Below are 19267 nucleotides of genomic sequence, written 5' to 3' on the forward strand. Positions count from 1 at the left end.
CTAAAGTTAAGATTTAGTTCTTAACTAGAACTCCATGCTAAGTTAGCACATCCAGAATGCTCGAGTAACTCAACTAGAAAGCGGTGTCACACTCTTATTGAAATCTGATTTTAAAGAAGTAATTAATTGTTTTGCAAAATACCGTAGTTTCAAAAGAGAAGTTGACGAAACCACAATATACTTTAAAGGAAAAAAGACAAAAGAAGGTAAGGACAGTAATTATAAATATAAGATTTATGAAAAGTATTTAGAAATGAATAAATATGATAAACAATTTCGGACCAATCCTTTAAAAATGAATGTCCATAAAAAGTTTTTGTTTTTCCGTTTCGAAATAGTCATAAAAAAGGTTTCTGGAATGGATTTTTATAAAACAAAAGCAAAAACTCTTAACAACATAATTATTAATTGGGAAGAAATAAATCTAGAATTGATAAATCGCTTTCAGACTATCCAATTTATAGATTTAATTTCTGATGAAAAAATTATCGATTATACTAAACTAGGCAAGAGAAATTCTGAAAAATATTTAAACTTCCAAAAAATATGGAAAAATGGTTTTCTCAAAGAATTAGAAAAATTTGACCTTACAAATACCTCTACAAACAGAAGTACAAAAACCAAAGCTTTTTTTAAAAATTACGAAATGTTCTTAGATAAAAAGATCGATTATAAAAATGAACTATATCAAGCATTGCAACGAAAAATAGACAGTTTAGTATAATAAGAGTAATATTTATTAGAATAAATCAACTAACCTACTACAAGAAGGTATAAGCGAATATAAGTAAACCAACAATGAAATGACAAGAGTGAATGATAACTATTGCAAGTAAAGATAGCTTATACAAGCCCCGAACTAATTTATTCTTTTACTTGTTATAAAACAACTAAACAACCAAAGATTATATGTTTTTAAGCAATTATTTTATGGTAATAACAAATTATAGCTTTATACTATAAAAAAACAGCTTAAATTGCTTGTATATTAGCACTTAGTTAGCGGTCAGCATATAACGACCCGTCAGTAATTCAAGAACCTAACGATATAATCACTATGAAAACAAGATTAATCACATTGATTTTTGTATTATTTGCAACGATTTCGTTTGCGCAAAGTACATCACAAGCTCCTATTCAAAACATTTCAACAGACAGTGATGTTGTATATAGACTTTTCGCGACAAGAAATATGTATACATTTATAAAATTGAATACAAGAAGCGGACAGATGCAACAAGTACAATGGAATACAGAAAACGAAAAAAGGTTTGAAACTACATTATCGGACATATCTCTAGTAAATAAAGAAGAAGAGAAAAATGGTAGATTTTTTCTTTATCCAACAACTAATATATATAATTTTATTATGCTTGATCAAATAGACGGTAGAGCTTGGCAGGTTCAATGGTCAATTGAAGAAAAAGATCGGGCAGTTATGCGTATCTACTAAAAATTGATCTTTGTAAAATTCCAAGGTAACGGATTAGGGAATACAATCTTGGTTAAAAATAGCAAAAGAAGTAAAAAGAACTTCGCTAAAACTGAACAGATAATTTATTTAAAAAATAATAAAATGTAAATTCTAAAACTTAACTATCTTTTTTTGTTAATTTTAAGAAGCATCTAAAAACAAAAAAGCCTTTCCGTTAAGAAAGGCTTCTTCCAATATTGCGGTCTGGACGGGACTCGAACCCGCGACCCCATGCGTGACAGGCATGTATTCTAACCAACTGAACTACCAAACCCACTGCTTTATTGTGAGTGCAAAAATACAACAGAAGTTGGATTCTGCAAGGGTTTTTAGGAATAAAAATTGAGAAATTTTTAATTGGTTAAATTCCAATATTTTAAAATTCCAGAACTAAACCAAAAAACAAGAACTTTCTTTCTTTTTAACCGAAATCTCGATAGTTTTCTGTCAAATAAAAATATTTATCCTATTTAAACATAGCCCGTGGTTTCAACCACGAGGACACAATTATGACCACAATCCCGTTTCCCGTGGTTGAAACCACGGGCTATATTTAAAATGCAATGAGTATAAAAGCGCAAAGGTCGCAAAGCTTAATTAAAGCTTTGCGACCTTTGTGTAAATCTTGGCGCTCTTTGCGGTTAAACTCGATATGTCTTAAATCAAAAAAGCCATCCACAAAAGTGGAAAGCTTTTCATTGGTCTAACTACTAAACCAGCTACGAGTTACAAAGTCGTAGCAAAACAACACAACTAATCTTAGATACCGTATTTGGGCAAAAAAGCCTTTCTGTTAAGAAAGGCTTCTCCCAATATTGCGGTCTGGACGGGACTCGAACCCGCGACCCCATGCGTGACAGGCATGTATTCTAACCAACTGAACTACCAAACCTCTGCGTTATTGCGGTTGCAAAGATAGTACAGAATTTCATTTCTGCAAGTGTTTTGACAAAAAAAATGAAATAAATTTTCAAATTCTTAGCCAAAGTTTTGTTTTTCAACTAAATATGTAGTCAATATTTTTTCAAAATTGTCGCCCACATTTACCGGAACGTACTTAATTTGGTTCTTTGCGCAGGTTAAAGCCAGGTTTTTAAAGTAAGCTTCTACCCTTTTTTCATATTCAACTTTAACATTATCGGCAAAAATTGAAACTTCTTCTCCCGATTCTAAGTCGATAAATTTTCTTGGTGCGTTGTCAAAATCAAATTTCAATTCGGTCTCATTATCAACTACATGAAACAAAACTACTTTATGTTTGTTGTGCTTTAAATGCTGTAAAGCGTTAAAAAGCTTTTCGTCATCTTCGGCCTGAAACATATCGGTAAACAAAATAATCATCGAACGACGATGCATCTTCTCTGCAATTTGATGCAGATATGTGATTGTATCGGTCGTTTTTTTGACTTTTGGCTGAACCAATAAATCTTCCAGTTTATTCAAAAGCATTCTGTGGTGACGATCGCTTCCTTTTTCTGGAGCGTAATATTCGTATTTATCGGAGAAAACGCTTAAACCAACGGCATCGCGCTGTTTCTTTAAAATATTCATTAAAACTGCCGAAGCCAAAACCGCAAAACCAATCTTTTTTTCATAAAATGGCTGATTCGATTTTAGTTCGGGATAATGCATTGACGACGAATTATCGACAATAAGATGACAGCGTAAATTGGTTTCTTCCTCAAAACGTTTCGTATACAAACGGTCGGTTTTGGCAAATAATTTCCAATCAATATGTTTGGTGCTTTCGCCTGCGTTATAGACTTTGTGCTCTGCAAATTCGGCCGAAAATCCATGAAACGGACTTTTATGCATTCCGGATATAAAACCTTCTACAACCTGATTTGCCAGCATTTCGAGATGCTGAAAACTTGAAACTTTCTCTATTTCCGATTCGATTTTCATTCGGTTTCTTTTTTAATATTTTGTGCTTTGTAAAGCAAATCTGTGGCCTGAAATAATTTCCTTTTCAGAATCGGACTAAAATTAGGGTTTTCTTTTAAGAATCGCTGTACTTCATCAAAAGCAAATTTAGACGAATATTTCCCAACGGTATCTTCAAGCCAGTCTTTGGGAAAGAAAATATCTCCCGTACGTTGGATTTCATCAACCAAATCTAATGAAAATCTAATATATTTTTGTGCACTTTCCTGACGAAGCGGATGATGAATATTACTCAAACCAATTTCAACCCAAGCTTCTTTTTCTCGGTTTTTTTCCTCTTTTAAAGATTCCATAAAAGTATTTCGAACTGATTCATCTTTTGATAATGACGGAAGCAGGAATTTAAATCGTTTTTGTTTATCAGGATTTGAGATCGTTGTTCTGGTTTTTTCTAAAATTTCATCTGCTTTTTCATGTTTGAAAATTGCCAGATTCATTGCCATATTCGTAAAATCGTCTTCGTTTAATTTTAAACCCGGAATTAAGATTTCTTTATTCCAAACTTGATATAATTTGGCTTTCGCCGAAGAGGAATACGCAACTGAACTAAACAAACCAAATAAAGTCTTTTTTACATTGGCAGATGAATTGGTCTGTAAACGTGAATATAATGTATAGCTCAATAAAGTCTGAACTCTTTCTTGCTCTTTTTGGGTTAAAAATCTCCAATAAATCGTATTCAGATTATTGGATACAATTCGCAAAACCAATTCATTTTCTTCAAATTGAATTCCTTTAAAAAAACAATTAAAAGCTTCATCTGGAGAAATATTCCCAATTAGCATATTTTCATAAAGATTGCTGTAAGCCGAAGCTCTTGCAACCTCATCTTTTAAAGTAGAAATATAATCTAAATTATTGCCGTCAAGCGGAAAAACGCCGTATCCAAAACCATTATAATTGTAAATAATTATGTTTGGTTTTTCAAGTCCTGCAACTTCTTTTAAAACAATGTTTTTGTCTTTAATAGCAGCGTTTAGAACTTTCACATTATCATCATAAACTAAACCAATTTGAAAAACCTGAGACCAGATATTATTCGATTTATCTTCGGCGTTTTGCTGAATTTCAAACTTTTTAATTTGACCTTTAGAATCGTATTCTATTTTATCTGTAAAAATGGCCCTTCCGGATTTATTAACCCAGACTTCGCTCCATTTTTTCATATCGAGCGGTGTTTCTGCATCCAGAATTTCTACGAGATTATTCCAGTCGGCGTTATTATTAGCATATTTTTTAATGTATTTTTCGATTCCTTTTTGAAAAGCCGCTGCGCCCATCGAAGCTTCTAACTGACGCATCATAATTGGGGCTTTATTGTAAATAATGGCTCCGTAAAGCGATCCGGCATCTTTTAAATTTGCTAAATGCTGTTTTATCGGATGTGTGCCTAAAGATCGGTCTTCCGCGAAAGCGTTACCATAATGCGCTGTAAAAAACTGAAGATTATGATTGACTTTCGGAAAAATTGGATTCATGATTTTATCTGCCATAAAATTGGCAAAAACTTCTTTCATCCAAACATCGTCAAACCATTTCATCGTTACTAAATCGCCAAACCACATATGCGATGTTTCGTGTGCGATAAGTTTTGCGCGGTTTAATTTCTCGCTGTCGGTTGCACTGTTGTCCAGAAACAAAGTCGATTCTCTATATTGAATGGCACCAACATGTTCCATTCCGCCATATTGAAAAACTGGAATTGCAGCGAAATCCAATTTTTGAAACGGAAATTTATAATTGGTATATTTTTCCAGAAAATCTAAAGATTGCTGATGGAGATTAAAAATCGTATCGGTACTGGATTTTATCTTTTCTGCGTTATTTTCGCGATACAGCATTGTCATTTCTAAACCCGGTTTTTGTGTAACGCTTTTGAATTTTCCGGCAGCGAAAGAAAATAAATACGTACTCATTTTATCTGATTCTCCAAAATTGTATGTTATGAAATCGCCTTTTTCGACTTTCTCTTTTACATCGGCTCCAGCCAAAACCAACCAGTCTTTTGGAACGGAAAGACTCAGTTTATAAGTGGCTTTTATATCTGGCTGATCAAAACATGGGAATAATGTACTTGCGCGATCGGGAACTAAAAGTGTATAAAGAAAATCGTCGTTTCGGTTTAAAGATAAATTGCCTGCGATGAAGGAAACAACAACTGTATTTTTTCCTAAAACTAAAGCCGAAGGAGAAATTACAATATGTCCGTTTTCGTGAACAATTGCAGTATTTTTTCCGTTTACTTCAATTGTTTTTATGTTTGAAGTTTTCTCTTTAAAATCTAAAAGTAAAGGCTGGCTTAAACCAGATAAATTCAAATTTATATTCAAATGAGAATTAATATTCTCTTCTTTCTGTATTGGGATTTCAAAAGACAATTCGTATTGAATATCTGAAATTTGGTTTTTACGAAATTGAGCCAATTGTTCTGAAACTCCATTTTCTAAAAACGCACTTTCTTTTTCTTTTGATTGAGAAAAACCATTTGTAATTAACACAATAAAACAAAGAAAGCTATAGAAGATTTTCATTTTTAAAGATATATAAGATTCGTTAAAAATAGGAAAAAACAAACATTTAAAAAAGCCAGCCGCGAATGGGACTAATTTTTACGAATTATATTATCTGTTTGAAACTAAAGAAATCAATTTTTAAATATTTTACAGGAAAAGATCGTAAGGTATGCAAAATAAAAACTCATTGAAATTGGCTTAATTCATGGCAAAAACAAAAAAAGGTTTGACGATTGTCAAACCTTTTTACAAACTCACTAATTAAACTATCCAAAAATAAAATTATTCAGTTTGTTGAAAATCAAAACTTAAATCTCCTGCATTATAATTTGCAGAAACATTGGTTGGGAAAGTTTGTGATGTTCCGCTGATCCATCTATATTCATTAAATATGATATGTCCGGCAGTAATAGGATAAACAGTATTGGTTAGATCTGCTTTGGCCTTTTTATACCAATCATTAGAATTCATTGTAATCATGTATTTTTTATCTTTTTCAAGAGCAAAAACACTGATTTCTTTAGTAACCTGAACATCTGCTGTGGCAACATTTACAGTTTCTGAACGCAATACTGCTTTTCCTGCATAGTCCCAAATCGTTACACGCACTGCAGAATTTGCAGCAGGCAGTTTTAACGTAATGGCTTTAATATTTCCTTTTACAGTTGGTGTAAAAACCAATCCAAATTCGTAATCTCCAGCGTTTACAAAATTAGTAACTGTATTAAATCCGGTTTGAGTATAATAAACTGCAAGCGGGTTTTCTGTTTCAAAAGTCGGCGTATTATCTTTATCGTCATCACTGCTGCACGAAGTAATAGAAATTGCAACGAATAAAATGGTAAAAAGTGTTTTTAAAGTTTTCATAATATCTTTATTTATTAGTTCTTATTTGATTTATTAAGCTTACGGCTGAATATTTAAACGTGCACAAACTTCTTCGTAGCTCATTTTAGAATAATCTAGTTTTGCAGTTTTTGCTGTTGCCGCAACTCCTCCGGGAATTAAAATATATCTCCAGTTAAGACTTGTTGGCAAACCTACCGTTCCTCCTTGATCATGTCTAAATCTGAATAATTTGATTTTTTGCACAGTAGAAATAGCCGTAATTGTATTAACAAATCCGCCTGCTGTAGATGTATATGGCACTGTGTAAGTACCCGTTCCAAAAGACACATAAACCAATATGGTTCCTTTTGAAAGAATATCTGATGATAATTGTGGTGCAGCAATACTAGTTGACAATCCAGAGGTTCCATCTATTGTTTCTGCGACTGCTGTAGGCGCTGTAAGCCATGCGCTGTAAATAACATTTGCTGTTCCGGCCGGTCCTGTTGCACCAACAGCGCCATCAACTCCGTTAGTTCCGTCTACTCCGTCTGTTCCGTCATCGCTGCTGCATGAAATTGTAAAAATTGCTAGTAAAAAAATTGATAAAAGGGTTTTAGAAAATTTCATAATAATTTTAGTTTTAAATTGGTCAAATCGTTCTTATTTAATTCAATAACATTATTTTTGTAGAAATCCTAAAGCTGTCAGGGATAGTTATTTTGAGCTCCTGAATTAATTACAAGGCAAATGTGCGCCAATAAAACATGGGCAAAAACAGCGAATAGACAAACAACATTTTAAATAGACAGACGACATAAAACATAGTTTGAATGATGAAAAAATACTCTTGTATTATTGTTGATGACGACGAAATTGACAGACTTACTGTATTGTCTTTTGCTAAAAAATTCCCGATTCTGGATATTTTAGGTGTTTTTGATTCTGCTGAAGATGCGCTTCCGTTTATTGAAGAAAAAAAAGTTGATATTTTATTTCTGGATATTGATATGCCGGATTTAAACGGTATTGAATTCAGGAAACAAGCTCTGGAAATTCCGGTTTGTGTTTTTATTACTGCACATCCTGAACATGCGGTTGAAAGTTTTCAAATAGAAACGCTGGACTTTATCGTAAAACCTTTAAAACTGGATCGCTTTACGCAAACCGTAAGCCGAATTGAAGAGTTTATGGAAATCAAACTAAAAGCTTCCCTTTTTGAAGCCAGCATTGGCGGTGATACTATTTATATAAAAGAAGGCCACGATCAGACTAAAGTGAAACTTCACGAAATTTTATATCTCGAAGCTTTAAAAGATTATACTTTGATTATTACCGATAAAAAAAGGCATTGCGTTTTATCGAGTATTGGAAATCTTTTAAAAGAAGATCATTTTCAATCGTTTATAAGAATTCACAGAAGTTATGCCGTTCAAAAGCAGTTTATTCAGAAGATGAATTCTACGGAAATCATTTTAAACAATAATGTCACGATTCCGGTTGGGAGAAGTTACAAAGAAAACTTAAACCTGATTTAGATGAAAAAAGCCGGGTTTTTGTTTTTGTTCTTTATCAATATTTCTGTTTTTGCACAACAGGAACCGAATTTGTCCCGATATAAAACTACAAACGAAAAATTAAAAATCTGGCTGAAATATTCCACAGAACTTTTAGACAAAGAAGATTATTCGAAAGTAATAATTGCTGGACAAAAAGGAATTGAGCTTTCTAAAAATCATCCTGCCTACACAAGCCGGTTTTATCTTTATATTGGAACTGCTTATGAATTTAGCAATAACCAATATCAAAAGGCTTTGGTTAATTATGAGCAATCTTTGAAATATGCCCAAATAGGAAATCATCTAAAAAATAAAACTTCGGCCTTAATGCGGCTCAATTATATTTATTATTCGCTGAATGATACTTTAAAAAGGAAAAACTTAATTGTTTATATCAAACAAGTTCTCGACACTACAAAAAACACTTATACACAAGCTGTACTTAATGGAAGTTTAGGCGAATATTATCTAGATTATGCTCAATATGAAAACTTTATTAAATATCAGCTAAAAGCGATAACGTATAAAAAACTGCTTAAAAAAAGCACTCCAAATATTGAAAATATTGGTGTTTCGTACAGCCAGATTGCGAGTGCGTATATCAAAATGAAACAATTTGATAAAGCAATTGAATATTTAAACGAAGCAAAACCTTATATAAAAACATCTCCATATGTAAGCGCATTTTCGTGCAATTATTATATGCAGTGTTTTGCCGCCCAGAAAAAATCAGACAGCGTTTTGAAGTATTACAAGTTAATTTATACGTATCCAACTGTAAAAGATTCTCTGTTTCTTAATTTGAGTTTTGCGAACCAAAGCATGTCTAAATTTTATGCAGATAAAGGCCAGATCAATACAGCGTATAATTATGCTAAAAAAGCTGTTCTATTTGGGCAGAAATCAACAGATGAAGAAATTCTGATGGAAGCCAATACAATAATGGGAAGAGTTTTATATGAAAAAAAAGATTATAAAAGTGCGATTGAAACCTTGAAAAAAGCATCGGTAAATGCTTTAAATTATGACAAAGAATTCTTCGTTACTATAAATAAAAAACTCTCTCAAAGTTATGCTGCGCTGGGACTTTGGGAAGAAGCGTTTCATTATAACGAAATCTATAGCAAATACAACGACGAAATGATGCACGAATCGGCGAAACAAAGTATTGCAAATGCCGAAGCCCGTTATCAAAATAAAACCAAACAGCAAAAAATCAACAATCTTTCCACTGAAAACACAATTAAAAACATCCAGATTGATGAAGCTAAAAAACAGCGCATTTATTTAATTTCGGGATTAGCATTGGTTGCAATTATCGGATTGTTATTATTCAACCAAAATCAAAACAGAAAAAAAACCAATCAGAAATTACAGGTTTTAAATCAGGAATTAGACGAAGCCAATAAAATTAAAGCGAGATTCTTTAGCATTTTAAATCATGATTTAAGAAGTCCGGTTTCTAATTTGATCCATTTTTTACATCTTCAAAAAGAAAATCCGGAATTGATTGATGAAGAAACGGCTGCGAGAATGCAGACCAAAGTAATTTCGGGAGCTGAAAATTTATTAACCTCAATGGAAGATATTTTACTTTGGAGTAAAGGTCAGATGGAAAACTTCAAACCTCATTTTAAAGAAATTCCCGTTGATGTTATTTTTGATGAAATACAAAAGCATTTTTCGAGCAATGATAATATTTCAATGTCTTTTGAAAATCCTGAAAACATTATTCTTACTACAGATGAAAATTACCTGAAAACCATTATAAGAAACTTAACCGGAAACGCCATAAAAGCGCTTGATAAAAGAGAAAACCCAAAAATAATATGGAAAGCCTGGCAGGAAAACAATCAAATTTTTCTCTCTATAACCGATAACGGCGCAGGCGGAAATCAGGAAAAATTCAAAGCCCTTTATGACGATTCAGAAGTTATAGGGATCAAATCCGGTTTAGGATTGCATTTAATTCGGGATCTCGCAACGGCAATCAATTGCAAAATCGAAGTCTCTTCAAAACCAGATTTCGGAACAACTTTTACGATTATATTTTAAAAAGTTTGCCACGAATTACACGAATTTTCACGAATTTTTTTCTTGTTTTATGTTCAAAACTACCGTGGAAATTTTGCTTTTTAAATCCTAATTCGTGGAAATTCGGGAAATTCGTGGCAAAAAAACTTGTCAAATATTTAAACAATAAAAAAGGCCTGAAAAAATCAGGCCTTTTTTATATAAATCATAATCTTACGATTACAACAAAGCGTCTAAGCTGTCAGCGTAGGCTTGTTTCGGAGCAACTCCTACTTGTTTTCCTACTACTTCACCATTTTGAAACACCAAAACGGTTGGTATGTTACGCACACCATATTTAGCAGCAAATTCCTGGTTAGCATCTACATCTACTTTACCAACCACAACTTTACCTGCATATTCTTCGCTTAATTGGTCAATGATTGGACCAACCATTCTACAAGGACCGCACCATGCTGCCCAAAAATCTACCATTACTGGTTTATCTGATTTTAAAACTACTTCGTCAAAAGTAGCATCTGTTATTGCTAATGCCATAATTATTTTTCTTTAAAGTTATTCTCAGCTTTTGTCTCGGGAGACTTTTTAAATACTTTCAAAACTGAGGTACAAAGTTAAAAATTAAAAACAAATCATACACCATTCCCAAATTAGTTTTGATTATAAATGTATCGTCAATTATTATAACATTCACATGTTCTTTATTTACAAGCTCTAACTATCGTAAAGAAAGTCGTTTTTTATACTTATCTTTATTAGTCCGTAAAATCCACACAAAATGAAGGAAACTTTACACAAAATAAAAACATTTTTCCAGTCGGTTCATTTTAAAAAATACGCCAAACGTTTTGGTATTTTTATTTTGATACTAATTGGATTGCTTTTATTGACTTGTGGAGGATTATCGATTTACTTCAATCAGAATAAAACCGAGATTATTGCTAAGATCAATACCAAGATTAATGAGAATATAAACGGAAAGTTTCATATTGGCGATTTTCAATATAAGTTTTTAACCGGTTTCCCTAATTTTACTTTGGCCTTAAAACATGTCGAACTCAAGGACAATAAATGGAATACGCACCATCATACTTTACTGAAAGCACAGGAAATCGAAGCACGTTTAAACGTTTGGAGTTTGCTGCAAAATGAAGTCAACATTCATAAAATCTTGATTAACGACGCCGATATTTATATTTACAAAACTAAAGACGGTTATACAAACTCTGATATTTTTAAACCGAAAAAGAAAAAATCTCCCGAAAACAAATCAAAACCCGAAACCACGATTGACGAAATCGACCTCAGCGATGTTCATATTATTATAGATAATCAACTGGGAAATAAATTGTTTGATTTTGATGTTCACAGTTTAAAATCAAAAGTTGATTATGACGGAGACAACTGGAATACCGATTTGTTTATCGATACTCAAATAAACAGTTTAGCTTTTAATACCATTCACGGAAGTTTTGCCAAACAAAAAGAACTTAAAGGAACGCTGGCCGTTTCTTATCAAGCTGAAAAACAAAAAATTGATGTTTCGACCAAAAACTTAAAAATTGGTTCTGATTCATTTGATATTGTGGCTTATTTCAATATTGGCAAAACCAATTCTCTTTTCGGAATCAATATCAATACTCGTATTTTATGGAGCAACGCTTCTAATTTATTGTCAGGAAATATCAGCTCAAAACTGGATAGATTTGATTTGAAAAAACCAATCGACGTAAACTGCGATCTAAAAGGGGATTTGAATGTTCACGACGATCCTAAAATTGTGGTTCAGGCTGTAGCCAAAAACAACGAACTCACAATTCCCGACGGACGAATTGACAAATGCAGTTTCAGAGGAATTTTTACCAATAATTTCAAACCAAAAGACGGGTTTAACGATCCAAATTCTGCCGTAATTCTAACCCATTTTTCGGGAGAATATGAAAATATTCCGCTTACAATTCCGCAAGTTGTAATTAGCAATCTCGAAAAACCAATTGCAACCGGAAACGTAAGTTCTGATTTTGATATCGAAAGACTCAATCAGGTAAGCAACGAAAAGTGGATTCATTTTGAAGAAGGCCACGCCAAAGCCAAGTTAAAATTTCAGTTTGATATTGTCGATTTGTACATTACCAAGCCAAGATTTATAGGAAATGTCGATGTTGATGATGCTTCGTTTCATTATATTCCGAAAAATATTCAGGCCGTAAAAACCAATATTCATCTTGATTTTACCGAGAAAGCTTTATTCATTAAACAAATTGCCTACAAACACAAAAAGAACACCATTTTTATAGACGGAAAAATCGATAATTTTCTAAACCTCTATTACGATGCTCCCGAAAAAATGGTAGTAAACTGGAACATTTATTGTCCTAATATTGATCTTAAACAATTTTTGGGCGTTTTGGCAACTTCACAAAAAAAGAAAGCTGCACTTAAATACAATAAAAGAACGACGATTTCCAATCATTTGCGAAACGTAATTGAAAATTGCATTGTGGTAATTGACATTAAAGCAGATAAAATCAATTACAACAAGCTAACCGCAACCAATACCAGAGCAACAATCTCAATGTTGAATTCTAAATTGGTCATAAAAAATGGTTCGCTCCAAACTTCTGGCGGAAGCATCACTTTTAACAGCGAAGTATTACCAAGCGGAAAAAATTATGCCTTCAGTTCAAACGCGCAGGTAAACCGTGTTGATATTGCTAGTTTTTTGAAATCGTTCAACAACTTCGGGATCACCTCCTTTAATCCGAATAATATAAAAGGAAGATTAACAAGCACCGCAAACGTAAGCGGATTTATCAACAGCCGCGGAGAATTAATCACCAATTCGATGCATGGAAAACTGAATTTCACCGTCAATCAAGGTGCATTGCTCAACTTTGAACCAATTGTAAAAGTGGGCAAATTTGCTTTCCCGTTTCGCGATGTCAAGAATATAACTTTCAGCGATTTATCCGGAAACCTCAACATGCGCGGAGAACAAATCGACGTAAATAATTTAACCATAAGTTCAAGCGTCCTAAATATCGATGTTGACGGAATTTATTCTTTCGGCCGAGGTACCAATCTCGCCCTGACAATCCCACTAAGAAATTCTAAAAACGACGCCAAACTAGCCAGCAAAGCCGAACGTGATGCGGTTCGTGAACGTGGTATTGTACTTCACTTACTTGCTGTTGATGATGGTGGGAAAATGAAGATTAAGTGGGGAAAGAAGGAGAAATAAGCAACAATTATCGTCATAATTTTGTCATTCCGAGGAACGAGGAATCGCACTAGAAATTCTATAAAGATTGGCGAATTTCTGCACGGAAATACTTGTGCGATTTCTCCTTGCGTCGAAATTACAACCAGATTAAATATTTATTATTTATATTTACTGGAGAACAAATTATCCAAAAATGCCACCCAAAAACCTTTGGACACGAGAAGAATTAATCGTTGCCTTTAACTTGTATCTTACAATTGAATTTGGAAAGATACATTCTAAGAATCCTGATGTAAAAAGATTAGCCGAAATTCTTGGCAGAACTCCCAGTGCAGTAGCAATGAGACTTTCTAACTTTGCAAGTGTAGATCCTTTTCATCAACAAAGAGGTGTTAAAGGTTTGGGAAATGCGAGAAGACAAGTTGAACCTATATGGAATGAATTCTTTGATGACAAAGAAGAATTAATATTTCAAAGCGAAAGTATCTTAGCAAAAAAAGAAAATACCTCTATTGAAAATAAGTATAAAGACATTCTTATTGATTTAGAAAATTTAAAAGATTTAAAAGGAGAAACTAAACTTAGAGAAGTAAAAACTCGAATAAATCAATGCGTCTTTAGAAAAATAGTTCTCACAAATTACAATAATAAATGTGCTATAACAGGTATTGATATCCCAGAATTATTATTTGCAAGTCATATAATGCCTTGGTCTACAAATGAAGAGTTTCGCTTAAATCCTGAAAATGGAATTTGTTTCTCTGCACTTTATGACAAAGCTTTCGATAAAGGATTAATCGGAATAAATCCTGACCACAAAATAATATTTTCCGATTCTCTAAAAAATAAAAAGAACAGTGAATACTTTCACAAATATTTTGCTGCAATTGAGAATCAAGAAATACTTAAAGCTCAAAAGTATTTACCAAGAAAAGAGTTTTTAGAATATCATTTAGATACAATTTTCAATAAAGAATAAACCCGCATAATTATAGGTGTCCTACGCTGCAAAAAGAGCGTTGCATTTGTTTCCAGTACTGCCACCATACCATACGGGTAAATTTTATTACATAATCCTCAAATTACTCAACCTCAAAATAAGGATTCAAAATCTCGGCTAATTCATTCAGCCAATAATAACCTTTTTCAAGATTTATTTTTTCGTTTTGAAAAGTTTCGCAATCCCGAATTATACTTAAAGCAATTAAATAATTAATTTGACGAATCGCTTTTGCAAGACTTTCTGGATCAACAGTTTTGTTGAAGAAATCTGCTAAACGAATTTCGGTTTCTTTGGAAAGGGTGTTTGTACTTATAATCTCGAAATTTAGGAAATATAAAACCCGTATGAGTTAGCTGTCCTACGCCTTCGAGAACGCGTTGTGGTTGTTTCCAATACCGCCAGCGTATCATACGGGCAAAAAGTTTTGTTGTGTTCATATTCTCGATGTTTAGGACTGCAAATGTATTAAAAAAACTGAGCAGATTATGTGGTTTTCTTACAATTTAGTTTACTCGTTGTTGTGGCGTTTCTAATGCGATTCTTCCTTCTTCAGAATAAAAAATTAACAATAAAAATATCATAATGTTTTATTAACTCGCTTGGCTTTTCGGTCCAAAAAAAATAGCTTTGAGAAACAAACATTAAATATAAACCGTTATGAAGATTCAAATCAATACCGACAAAAACATCGAAGGACACCAAAGATTAGAAAAATATTTCTCTGAGGAATTAGAAAAAGGTTTAGCGCGTTTTGAAGATAAAATCACACGCATTGAAGTACATTTTGGAGATGAAAATGGAGAGAAATTCAGCCTAAATGATAAAAAATGTGTTCTTGAAGTTCGTACAGCAAAACTACAGCCAATCACTGTAACTGAACATGCCGAAACTCTTGAAAAAGCTTTTAACGGTGCTTTGAGCAAAGCTAAAAAAACACTTACTACAACTTTCGAAAAACTAAAAGCGCACTAAATTTCAAAATACATAAAAAAAAGACGTTTCAGATTGAAACGTCTTTTTTTTATGTATTTTGAAAAGGTACAAAGATGCAAAGTGACAAAGGTTCAAAGTTTTCTTTGCGCTTGTTTTACTTTGCATCTTTGTTACTTTGTCACTTTGCAACTTTTCTTTATGATTTTGGCAGAGGTGCTCCTACGGCGATGTCGCAGCGATGTCCTGGCTGACCGTGCGCCGGGTTCATTCCTTCTGCAACTGTTTTATTTGCATCTGTGCTTAATAGAGCCGGAACTGGATTTCCTGCAGGAACGGTTACATTTTGTGTCATTGTTCCGCCTTGTGGTGTCGAAGCTGCGGGAGTAGTTTTAGCCGCTACTGGAGAATTTAAAGGCGCTCCAACCGGAATATCACATCTATGCCCCGGCTGCCCGTGCGACGGATTCATTCCTTTTCCAACTTTTACAGGCGCAGCTACTGTAGTCGTAACCACATTTTTTTGATTCGGATTTACTTGTACCGTTTGTCCAGCTTGCGCTGGAACTTGTTGTACTTGCTGCACTTGTTGTGTTGGTGCCGAATTTAAAGGTGCTCCAACAGCAATATCGCAACGGTGTCCCGGTTGTCCGTGAGCCGGATTTAATCCTTTTGTATCGCTTAAAACGGTGTTTGGGTTTGAAGGCGAAGGCTGAGTTTGCTGTACTACTGAAGGTGTTTTTGTTGTGTCTTTTGCAAGCCCAAGTCTTACCAATTCAGATGTTGCAGTACTTTCTTGTGGTTCTAATTCCTTTTTGCAGGAAACAAAAAGTAATGAGGTTATAGCGAGTGAACTTATAAAGATTTTCGGGTTCATAATTTGGGATATTTTAAAGCACTCAAATATAATCACTTTTTGAGATTAAACCATATAAGTTATGTAAGATAATTTAAGTCGCTTTGTCGTTTAATCTCTCAAAAACTCTGAGTTTTTGTTAAAGTAAATTAATTAAGATACTGTTTGTCATTTCGACGAAGGAGAAATCTCCGTAAGTAACTCCATCCCTAGAATCCAATCTTTGTCGAGCTTCTCGTGGAGATTTCTCCTTCGTCGAAATGACATAAAATGAGAAAAATTGGTTAAACCTGTAAAATCCGTGCGCCATCAAAAATTCCTTATCTTTAATCTCAAATAAAATCTCTCATGAAAAAAACAATTCTACTACTTTTATTCGTTGCTTCTTTTGCAAATGCTCAAACCGACAAAGACAAAATCAATCAAACTCTTGATGCGTGGCATAAAGCTGCTGGTGAGGTAAAATTTGATGCTTATTTTAGTGCTTTGGCAGATGATGCGATTTACATAGGAACTGACGCAACCGAAAACTGGACGAAAAAAGAATTCTCAATCTGGGCAAAACCGTTTTTCGACAAAGGAACAACCTGGAATTTTAAAGCGCTTGAACGTCATATCTTTTTTGACAAATCGGGAAAAACAGCTTGGTTTGATGAATTATTAGATACGCAAATGAAAATCTGCCGTGGTTCTGGAGTTTTGGTAAAAGTGGGCAAAGAATGGAAAATTCAGCATTATGTATTGTCGATGACAATTCCGAATGATGAGGTTGATGCCGTAACTAAAATAAAAGCACCAATTGAAGACGCATTGATTGTGAAGCTTCAAAAAAAATAAACATTTTTATGCTTTATTCTTATAAACATAACTTTTATAGGACTTTATAAGCATTGGTATCAAATTAATTATAATGTAATTGACAATATTGGGTGTGTTTTGGAATAGTAAAATGAAAAACTATTAAAAAAGCGATCAGTATTTTACAAAATCAACTAAAATCAAAACACAACCACTATTTTAACAGCCCCTGAAATCTAAATATTTAATTTTTTTTAACTTTGACCCCAAAAAAAATAGGGTTCAATAAAGTATTTGAAAAAATGAAAATAGAGAAACGCTGGATCATTTCCTTTATCATTATCAGCATCGTTTGTATTATTGGGGCTTTTTGGCCAAATGTTACTGAAAATAGTTATGTATTGTCTGAATTTGGCACAACCGATCACATCGTCCCTGCGGATGTTGCCTGGATGTTAACTTCTTGTTGTCTGGTTTTAATCATGACGCCGGGATTATCTTTCTTTTATGGTGGAATGGTAGGCCGTAAAAATGTGATTTCGACAATGCTGCAAAGTTTTATCTGTCTGGGTGTGGTAACACTTTTATGGGTTGTTGTCGCTTTTAGTCTTGCATTTGGTGAACCTGTAGGTTTTGGTTCTGGAGATCACTTTTATAGTTTCTTCGGAAATCCAACCACTTTTGCCTTTATGGATTATGTAAATATCCTGCCTCATAAAAAATTGGCAAGTACAATTCCTTTTATGTTATTTGCCTTGTTCCAAATGAAATTTGCTATTATCGCTCCGGCAATTATTACAGGTTCGTTTGCAGAACGTGTTCGTTTTATATCGTATTTATTATTCATCAGTTTGTTTACCATTTTTATTTATGCGCCTTTGTGCCATTCTGTTTGGTATCCAACAGGAGTTTTAGGAAGTTATTTTGGCGTAAAAGATTTCGCAGGAGGAACCGTAGTTCACATGAGTTCTGGTTTTGCAGCTTTGGCGGGCGTTTTAGTTTTAGGAAAAAGAAAAAACAGTCAGCATATTCCAACCAATATTCCGTTTGTATTATTAGGAACTGGAATGTTATGGTTTGGCTGGTTCGGATTCAACGCTGGTTCTGCGCTTGCTGCCAACGGAACTGCTGCTATGGCTTTTGCAACTACTACAACTTCATCGGCGGCAGCCATGTTAACCTGGGTTTTCTTCGATAGAATGAACGGTAGAAAAGTTTCTGCTCTTGGAGCTTGTATCGGAGCTGTTGTTGGTTTAGTTGCCATAACGCCAGCCGCAGGATTTGTTTCAGTTCCAGAAAGTATGTTCTTCGGATTCATTACGGCTTTGGTTTCAAACTCTGTTGTAAATTGTCGTTTATCAAAAAGATTTGATGATACGCTTGATGTTTTTGCCTGTCACGGCGTTGGAGGAATTATGGGAATGATTCTAACCGCTATTTTTGCGCATGGCGAAAATGCAAGTTTATTACACGGCGGCTGGAATGTATTTGCACATCATATGATGGCATTGGTTCTGGTTTCAATCTTTACTTTCTTTGGGGCTTATTTCTTATTTAAAGTAACCAATTTCATTATTCCGCTTCGTGTTTCTGAAGAAAACGAACATATCGGGCTTGATTTATCGCAGCACGACGAAACATTAGATCCAAAATTAAAACCAATTACAGAACCGCATTACGGTTGAAAATAAAGTTTTGCCACGAATTTCACGAATTTTCACGAATTAATTTAATCAGTATGATCGAAAAAAAATTAGTGGAAATTTGTGTAATTCGTGGCAAACAATTTAGAATATATAGTCCCTACGGGACATTTTTTATTGCTATCACATTTTTTCTACCGATATATAATCTCTCCAAAATATACAAGATTAGTGTTTCGGAAAATCTTTTTAATCCCAATAATCTGTGGCAAAAATTAATTCGTGAAAAATCGTGCAATTTGTGGCAAACAATCTAAAACATATAGTCCCTACGAGACATTTTTATTCCTATCACATTTTTTCTACAGATATATAATCTACGAGATATAAAAAATTAGTGTTTAGAAAAATCTTTTTAATCCTAATAATCTGTGGCAAAAATTAATTCGTGAAAATTCGTGC

At 33.6% G+C, this 19267-nt stretch carries 15 protein-coding genes and 2 tRNA genes; 9 read left to right on the plus strand and 8 right to left on the minus strand.

All coding sequences use genetic code 11. The features are described 5' to 3' along the window. Positions 1–97: 97 nt before the first annotated feature. Together ACODSB_RS23345 and ACODSB_RS23350 are read left to right on the plus strand one after the other, a co-directional pair. Positions 98–724 carry a hypothetical protein gene (locus ACODSB_RS23345; RefSeq protein ID WP_488938801.1) on the plus strand — a complete coding sequence of 209 codons (627 nt, stop codon included), beginning with the start codon at positions 98–100 and terminating at the stop codon, positions 722–724. Between the two features lie 333 nt (positions 725–1057). After that, complete coding sequence (locus ACODSB_RS23350; protein WP_488938802.1) at positions 1058–1453, plus strand: hypothetical protein; 396 nt, start codon at positions 1058–1060, stop codon at positions 1451–1453. Between the two features lie 221 nt (positions 1454–1674). On the opposite strand, the gene ACODSB_RS23355 is transcribed toward ACODSB_RS23350, so the two are convergent. The 6 genes from ACODSB_RS23355 to ACODSB_RS23380 all read right to left on the minus strand — a co-directional run bounded on the left by ACODSB_RS23355 (position 1675) and on the right by ACODSB_RS23380 (position 7389). Then, a tRNA-Asp gene (locus tag ACODSB_RS23355) sits at positions 1675–1748 on the minus strand. 544 nt (positions 1749–2292) lie between these two features. Beyond that, positions 2293–2366, minus strand: a tRNA-Asp gene (locus ACODSB_RS23360). An 86-nt stretch (positions 2367–2452) separates the two neighbouring features. After that, positions 2453–3379, minus strand: coding sequence for a DUF58 domain-containing protein (locus ACODSB_RS23365; protein WP_053469940.1), 927 nt, complete (start codon positions 3377–3379; stop codon positions 2453–2455). Next, positions 3376–5949 (minus strand): M1 family aminopeptidase, encoded by a 2574-nt coding sequence (locus ACODSB_RS23370; RefSeq protein WP_488938803.1) that lies wholly within the window; start codon positions 5947–5949, stop codon positions 3376–3378. Before ACODSB_RS23370 ends, ACODSB_RS23365 begins: the two co-directional genes overlap by 4 nt. 264 nt (positions 5950–6213) lie before the next feature. Further along, positions 6214–6798, minus strand: a complete 585-nt coding sequence (locus ACODSB_RS23375) for a DUF4082 domain-containing protein (protein WP_256636712.1) — start codon at positions 6796–6798, stop codon at positions 6214–6216. Between the two features lie 39 nt (positions 6799–6837). Further along, the gene (locus ACODSB_RS23380) at positions 6838–7389 is read right to left on the minus strand and encodes a hypothetical protein (RefSeq protein ID WP_488938804.1); all 552 of its coding nucleotides are present in this window, start codon (positions 7387–7389) and stop codon (positions 6838–6840) included. Positions 7390–7592: 203 nt separating this feature from the next. Between ACODSB_RS23380 and ACODSB_RS23385 the strand changes: the two genes are divergently transcribed. Further along, a complete protein-coding gene (locus ACODSB_RS23385) occupies positions 7593–8297 on the plus strand; it encodes a LytR/AlgR family response regulator transcription factor (RefSeq protein WP_053469936.1) in 705 nt (234 codons plus the stop codon). Further along, positions 8298–10373 (plus strand): tetratricopeptide repeat-containing sensor histidine kinase, encoded by a 2076-nt coding sequence (locus tag ACODSB_RS23390; protein WP_488938805.1) that lies wholly within the window; start codon positions 8298–8300, stop codon positions 10371–10373. Between the two features lie 198 nt (positions 10374–10571). Here ACODSB_RS23390 and trxA read toward each other — a convergent pair whose 3' ends face one another. Continuing rightward, the gene (gene trxA / locus ACODSB_RS23395; RefSeq protein ID WP_008466289.1) at positions 10572–10889 is read right to left on the minus strand and encodes a thioredoxin; all 318 of its coding nucleotides are present in this window, start codon (positions 10887–10889) and stop codon (positions 10572–10574) included. A gap of 241 nt (positions 10890–11130) precedes the next feature. On the opposite strand from trxA, the gene ACODSB_RS23400 reads away from it, so the two are divergent. The 3 genes from ACODSB_RS23400 (at position 11131) to ACODSB_RS23410 (ending at position 15550) form a co-directional block, all read left to right on the plus strand. Then, entirely contained in the window at positions 11131–13593 is a 2463-nt protein-coding gene (locus ACODSB_RS23400; RefSeq protein ID WP_488938806.1) for an AsmA family protein, read from the plus strand. 175 nt (positions 13594–13768) lie between these two features. Beyond that, the gene (locus tag ACODSB_RS23405; protein WP_488938807.1) at positions 13769–14554 is read left to right on the plus strand and encodes an HNH endonuclease; all 786 of its coding nucleotides are present in this window, start codon (positions 13769–13771) and stop codon (positions 14552–14554) included. 681 nt (positions 14555–15235) lie between these two features. Then, positions 15236–15550 (plus strand): HPF/RaiA family ribosome-associated protein, encoded by a 315-nt coding sequence (locus ACODSB_RS23410; RefSeq protein ID WP_053469929.1) that lies wholly within the window; start codon positions 15236–15238, stop codon positions 15548–15550. Between the two features lie 157 nt (positions 15551–15707). Here the strand turns inward: ACODSB_RS23410 and ACODSB_RS23415 are convergent, their stop codons facing one another. Continuing rightward, a complete protein-coding gene (locus tag ACODSB_RS23415) occupies positions 15708–16385 on the minus strand; it encodes a hypothetical protein (protein WP_488938808.1) in 678 nt (225 codons plus the stop codon). 327 nt (positions 16386–16712) lie between these two features. Between ACODSB_RS23415 and ACODSB_RS23420 the strand changes: the two genes are divergently transcribed. Both ACODSB_RS23420 and ACODSB_RS23425 read left to right on the plus strand, forming a co-directional pair. After that, a complete protein-coding gene (locus ACODSB_RS23420) occupies positions 16713–17201 on the plus strand; it encodes a nuclear transport factor 2 family protein (RefSeq protein ID WP_488938809.1) in 489 nt (162 codons plus the stop codon). 263 nt (positions 17202–17464) lie between these two features. Continuing rightward, positions 17465–18847 carry an ammonium transporter gene (locus tag ACODSB_RS23425; protein ID WP_053469926.1) on the plus strand — a complete coding sequence of 461 codons (1383 nt, stop codon included), beginning with the start codon at positions 17465–17467 and terminating at the stop codon, positions 18845–18847. The last annotated feature ends 420 nt before the right edge of the window (positions 18848–19267 follow it).

Source organism: Flavobacterium sp. FG68 (assembly GCF_057808895.1).